General features: G+C 74.8%; 5 protein-coding genes. 1 reads left to right on the top strand and 4 read right to left on the bottom strand.

What is annotated here, in order from left to right; genetic code table 11:
- The 4 genes from CS062_RS24815 to CS062_RS27125 form a co-directional block, all read right to left on the bottom strand.
- The coding region (locus tag CS062_RS24815; RefSeq protein WP_143742513.1) for an ABC transporter permease at positions 1-1414 on the bottom strand (1414 nt) is incomplete at its 3' end.
- A gap of 41 nt (positions 1415-1455) precedes the next feature.
- On the bottom strand, positions 1456-2115 hold the full coding sequence (locus CS062_RS24810) for an ABC transporter ATP-binding protein (protein ID WP_099864513.1): 660 nt from the start codon (positions 2113-2115) through the stop codon (positions 1456-1458).
- 163 nt (positions 2116-2278) lie between these two features.
- Positions 2279-3289 (bottom strand): tRNA (adenosine(37)-N6)-dimethylallyltransferase MiaA, encoded by a 1011-nt coding sequence (miaA, locus tag CS062_RS24805; protein WP_099864512.1) that lies wholly within the window; start codon positions 3287-3289, stop codon positions 2279-2281.
- A complete protein-coding gene (locus CS062_RS27125; protein WP_233218243.1) occupies positions 3286-4065 on the bottom strand; it encodes a pseudouridine synthase in 780 nt (259 codons plus the stop codon). The genes miaA and CS062_RS27125 overlap by 4 nt, the downstream gene beginning before the upstream one ends.
- A gap of 9 nt (positions 4066-4074) precedes the next feature.
- On the opposite strand from CS062_RS27125, the gene CS062_RS27120 reads away from it, so the two are divergent.
- Positions 4075-4846 (top strand): hypothetical protein (locus CS062_RS27120; protein WP_233218242.1); only part of this gene is annotated, 772 nt, incomplete at its 3' end.

Here is a 4846-nt window from a genome sequence, read left to right as displayed (position 1 = left end):
GGCCGGTGATCGCGCGCAGCACGAAGGGGACCGTGCCCAGCGCCCCCAGCAGCAGCGCCACCATCGCGCCATAGGCGCCCAGCGGCAGGCCGAGCACCGGCCGCATCGCCGCCAGCGGCAGCGCGGCGGCCAGCAGCGCCGGACCGAGCCACCACCAGCGGCTCGTGTCGCCGCCGCTGCCCAGCCCCTTGAGCACCTGGGCGACCGGCAGCCGGCGCAGCCGTGCCAGCGGCAGCGCCGCCGCGCCCAGGCTGACCAGCGGACCCAGCGCCAGCAGGCCGATGATCGAGGTCGTCGAGAGCTGAAGCGCGGGCCGGCCACCGCTGAGCCCGGTCAGCCCGCTGCCCAGGTCACCGCCGAGCGCATGCAGCCCCAGTTCCGCCAGCGCGATCGCGAGGCCCAGGCCCAGCACCGCGCCGGCCAATCCCAGCACCAGCGCCTCGGACACCAGCAGCGCCAGCCGCTGCCCCGCGCTCATGCCCAGCACGCCGAGCAGCGCCAGCTGCGGCAGCCGCTGCGCCACCGACAGGCTGTGCACCGCGAAGACCATGAACGCGCCGACGAAGAGCGCCATCAGCGACAGCACGCCCAGGTTGAGCCGGTAGGCGCGCGTCAGGCGCCGGGCGTCGTCGGCCTGCTGGCGGGCCTGGTCCTCGGGCGCATGCGCCGAGATGCCGGGCGGCCAGGCCGCTGGCACCGCGTGGCCGGCGCTCATGCGCAGCAGGATGGCGTCGAGCTGCCCCGGCCGACGCAGCAGTTGCTGGGCCCAGGCGATGTCCATGATCACCAGCGCCTGCTGACGATCCGGCACCCGGCCAGCGATCGGCAGCGGCGCGGGCTCGCCCGGCAGGTCCACGCGCAGCGCGGTCGGCGCCTCCAGGCCGAGCCGGGTCCAGGCGGCGTCGCTGACCAGCATCGCCGGCTCGCGCAGCGCGCGACCGAGGTCCGCGCCGTCCATGCGCGGCAGCCATTGCGGATGGAAGGCGCCGATCTGGAACAGGTCCAGGCCGATGAGCCGCACCCGCTGCCATTGGCCGTCGCGACCCTGCAGCCGGATGCTCGCGTCCAGCCGCGGCGCGATCGCGGCGATGTCCTCGCGCGCGGCGAGTTCGGCGAAGAAGCGGTCCGACAGCGGCGCGGCGCCGGGCGTGGCGCCGAGCTCGACATCGGCCTGCGCGCTGCTCTGGCGCGCGGCCGATTCGAACTGCGCCAGGGCCGAGGCGTTGATCCAGTGGACCGCACCGGCGAGCGCCAGGCCCAGCGCGATCGTGAGCAGTGCGGCCAACTGCCGGCCCCATTGCAGGCGCAGCGCGGGCCAGGACAACTGCCACCACCAGCCCCAGACGCGACGCAGGCCGGCGAGCGGGGTGCGGCGGCCGCTGTCGTGCATCGGGGAGGCGGGCGTGGCGCTCATGCGTTGGGGGCGGGCAAACGACGAACGCGGGCGTCGGGCCTTCAGGCCTCGACGAGCCGGCCGTCCTCGAGCCGCAGGCGCCGGTCCGCCAGCTCGGCGGCATGGGCCGAGTGCGTCACCAGCAGGCAGGCCGCGCCCTGTTCGCGCAACTGCTGGCGCAGCAGGCGCATGACCTGGTCGGCATGGGCGGGGTCGAGGTTGCCCGTCGGCTCGTCGGCCAGCACCAGCACCGGGCGGTGCACCAGCGCACGGGCGATGGCCACGCGCTGCAGCTGGCCGCCGGAGAGCTGGCGGGGTAGGTGGCGGGCCTGCGCGCCGAGGCCGACCGCCTCCAGCATCTCGGTGACGCGCCGCGCGTCGGGCTTGCCCTGCAGCAGCAGCGGCAAGGCGACGTTGTCCCGCACGTTCAGGTGGGGCAGCACATGGAAGGCCTGGAAGACGAAGCCGAGTTGCTCGCGACGCAGCCGGGCCTGGCCGGATTCGTCCAGCGCGAGCAGGTCGCGGCCCTGCAGCACCACCTGGCCGCGATCCAGCGGCTCGAGCGCCGCCAGCCCGTTCAGCAGGGTCGACTTGCCGCTGCCCGATTCGCCGAGCAGCGCCAGCATCTCGCCGCGATGCAGCGTCAGCGAGAGGTGCTCGAACAGGGTTTGCGCGCCGTAGCGCTTGGTCAGGCCGGTGGCGGTGAGGAGTGGGACGTCCATCGTCGGTCGGGCGAGGTCGATCGGCGGATTGTGGCGCGAGTCCGCGGCGCCGCCGGCCCGGTGCGGCCGGGTGCGGTCATGGATCGCCCCGGATGCTCACGGCGCGACACGGCGACACGCAGGGCCGCACGCAGGCCCGCAGGCCCGCACGCTGCCGCGCGCCTCAGCCGGCGCTGGCGTTGGCGTTGGCGTTGACGTCGGCGAGCGCGATCAGCCGCTCGAGCGCGTCCGGTGCCTCGGCTGCCACCACCCGCCGCGCCGGCATGCTGCGCAGCCAGGTGATCTGGCGCTTGGCGAGCTGCCGCGTCGCGGCGGTGCCGAGTTCGCGCAGGGCCGCCAGATCGGGGGCGGCCTCGTTGGCATCGAGCAGTTCCCAGGCCTGCCGGTAGCCGACGCAGCGCATCGAGGGCAGCCCGAGGTGCAGGTCGCCGCGGGCGCGCAGGCGCCGCACTTCGTCGATGAATCCCTGCTCGATCATCAGGTCGAAGCGCTGCGCGAGGCGCCGGTGCAGCCAGGCGCGAGCCGCGTCCGACGGCTCCAGCGAGATCAGCGGCCAGTCGACGCCCTGTGCGCGCTGGCGCCGGTAGAGCGCCGACATCGGCTCGCCGCTGAGCAGGCAGACCTCGAGCGCGCGCTGGATGCGCTGCGCGTCCAGCGGCGCCAGGCGAGCGGCGGTCTCCGGGTCCAGCGCCGCCAGTCGCGCATGCATCGCGGGCCAGCCGTCGCGGGCGGCCTCCGCATCGAGCTGCGCACGCAGCGCCGGGTCGGCCTGCGGCAGCTCGGACAGGCCGTCGAACAGCGCCTTGAAATAGAGCATCGTGCCGCCGACCAGCAGCGGCCGCGCGCCGCGGGCCTGGATCTCGGGCACCAGCCGCAGCGTGTCGCGGACGAATTGGGCGGCCGAATAGCTCTCGGTCGGCTCGAGGAGGTCGATCAGGTGATGCGGCACCGCGGCGAGTTCCGCCGGCGTCGGCTTGGCGGTGCCGATGTCCATGCCGCGATACACCAGCGCGGAGTCGACGCTGATGATTTCCACCGGCTGGCGGCCCGCGATCGCGAGCGCGGCCGCGGTCTTGCCGCAGCCCGTGGGACCGGCGAGGCACAGCGGCCGCAGGGCCGGCGGCAGGCCGGCGGACGGATCGGAGGCGGTCGTCGACGCCGACGCCTCGCTCAAAAGCGCTCCCACGGCGCGAGATAGCGCCACTGGCCCTGCGGCAGCTGGCCGAGCGGAATCCGGCCGATGCGCACCCGCTTGAGCGCCAGCACCTTCAGGCCGACCAGCTCGCACATGCGGCGGATCTGGCGCTTGCGGCCCTCGCGCAGGACGAAGCGCAACTGGTCCTCGTTGGCCCAGCTGACCTTGGCCGGCTTGAGCTGGACGCCATCCAGCTCGAGGCCGTGGTTCAGCAGGGCGATCGCCTTCGGATCGAGCTGGTGCTGCGGATGCTGCTCCGGGTCGCCATGCTCGACGGCGACGCGCACCAGGTATTCCTTCTCGACGTCGGAGTCCTCGCCGATCAGATGGCGCGCGATGCGGCCGTCCTGGGTCAGCACCAGCAGGCCAGTGGAATCGATGTCCAGCCGGCCGGCCGGCGCCAGGCTGCGACCATGGCCGGGCGCCCAGTGGATCTTGGACGGATCCTCGCCCCAGTGCGTCTCCGCCTTGACCAGCACCGACGCCGGCTCATAGCCGTCCTCGGCCTGGCCGGAGACGTAGCCGATCGGCTTGTGCAGCAGGATGGTCACGCGCTGCGCCTGCTGTTCGCGGGCGGCCGGATCGACCTCGATCTTCGCGTCGGGGCCGACACGCTGGCCCAGCGTCGCCGGCTCGCCGTCGACGGTGACCCAGCCGGCCTCGATCCACTCGTCGGCTTCGCGACGCGAGGCCAGGCCGAGTTCGCTCATGCGCTTGGACAGGCGCTCGCCGGCGTCCGGGTCGGCCAGGCGCACCGGCGCCGGTTGACGCGGCGCGTCCGGCTTGCGCGGACGGTCGGTGCGCTCGGCACGCTCCTCGCGTTCGGCGCGGGCATGGACGTCGCCCGGATGAGGCGCGTCCCGGTCGCCGGCGGGTGCGCGGCGCGGCCGATCGTCGCCGTGCCGGAAGCCCGGATTCCCGCCCGGACCCGAACCGTAGCGAGAGCCTTCGGCGCCACGGCCGTAGCGGTCCCCGCCGCGGTCGCCGCCCCGGTCATCGCGACGCGGGTGGTCGCCGTAGCCCCGGTCGCTTGCCGGACGGTCGCCAAAGGGACGGTCTCGCTGCGGACGGTCACCCTGCGGGCGATCGCCAAAAGCGCGGGGGCCCTGGGGACGGTCACCGTGACCACGCGGGCCCTGCGAACGGTCGCCGTAGCCGCGGTCGCCCTGTGCGCGGTCGCCTTGCGGGCGGGCCGGGCGGTCACCGTAGCGGTCGCTGCCGCGGTCGTCCCGGCGAGGGCGGTCGCCCTCGAAGCGGGAACGATCCTCATGACGAGGGCGGTCGTCGTAGCGCGGGCGATCGTCGTAGCGGGAGCGATCCCCCTGCGGACGGTCGCCGTGGGCACGGCGTTCGTCGCCGCCCCGGTCAGGACGGCCGCCGAAACCGCCGCGGTCCTCACGCGGGCCGCGGTCGGCGCGATCGCCGTAGCCGCCTTCGCGTTGCGGGCGGCCGGGGCCGCCGCGGCGCTCGTCGCGGCCTTGCGGACCCCGCGCGTCGCGGTGACGGTCGTCGCCGCGCGGATCGCGGCGCTCCTGG

Source organism: Roseateles chitinivorans (genome assembly GCF_002761755.1).
GTDB classification, from domain to species: Bacteria; Pseudomonadota; Gammaproteobacteria; order Burkholderiales; family Burkholderiaceae_C; genus Roseateles; species Roseateles chitinivorans.
This window is presented reverse-complemented; position numbering and strand designations above follow the sequence as displayed.

Bases quoted from the DNA above. Each gene is read 5' to 3' on its own strand.
- CS062_RS24810 (WP_099864513.1), bottom strand. From the start codon at position 2,115: ATGGACGTCCCACTCCTCACCGCCACCGGCCTGACCAAGCGCTACGGC.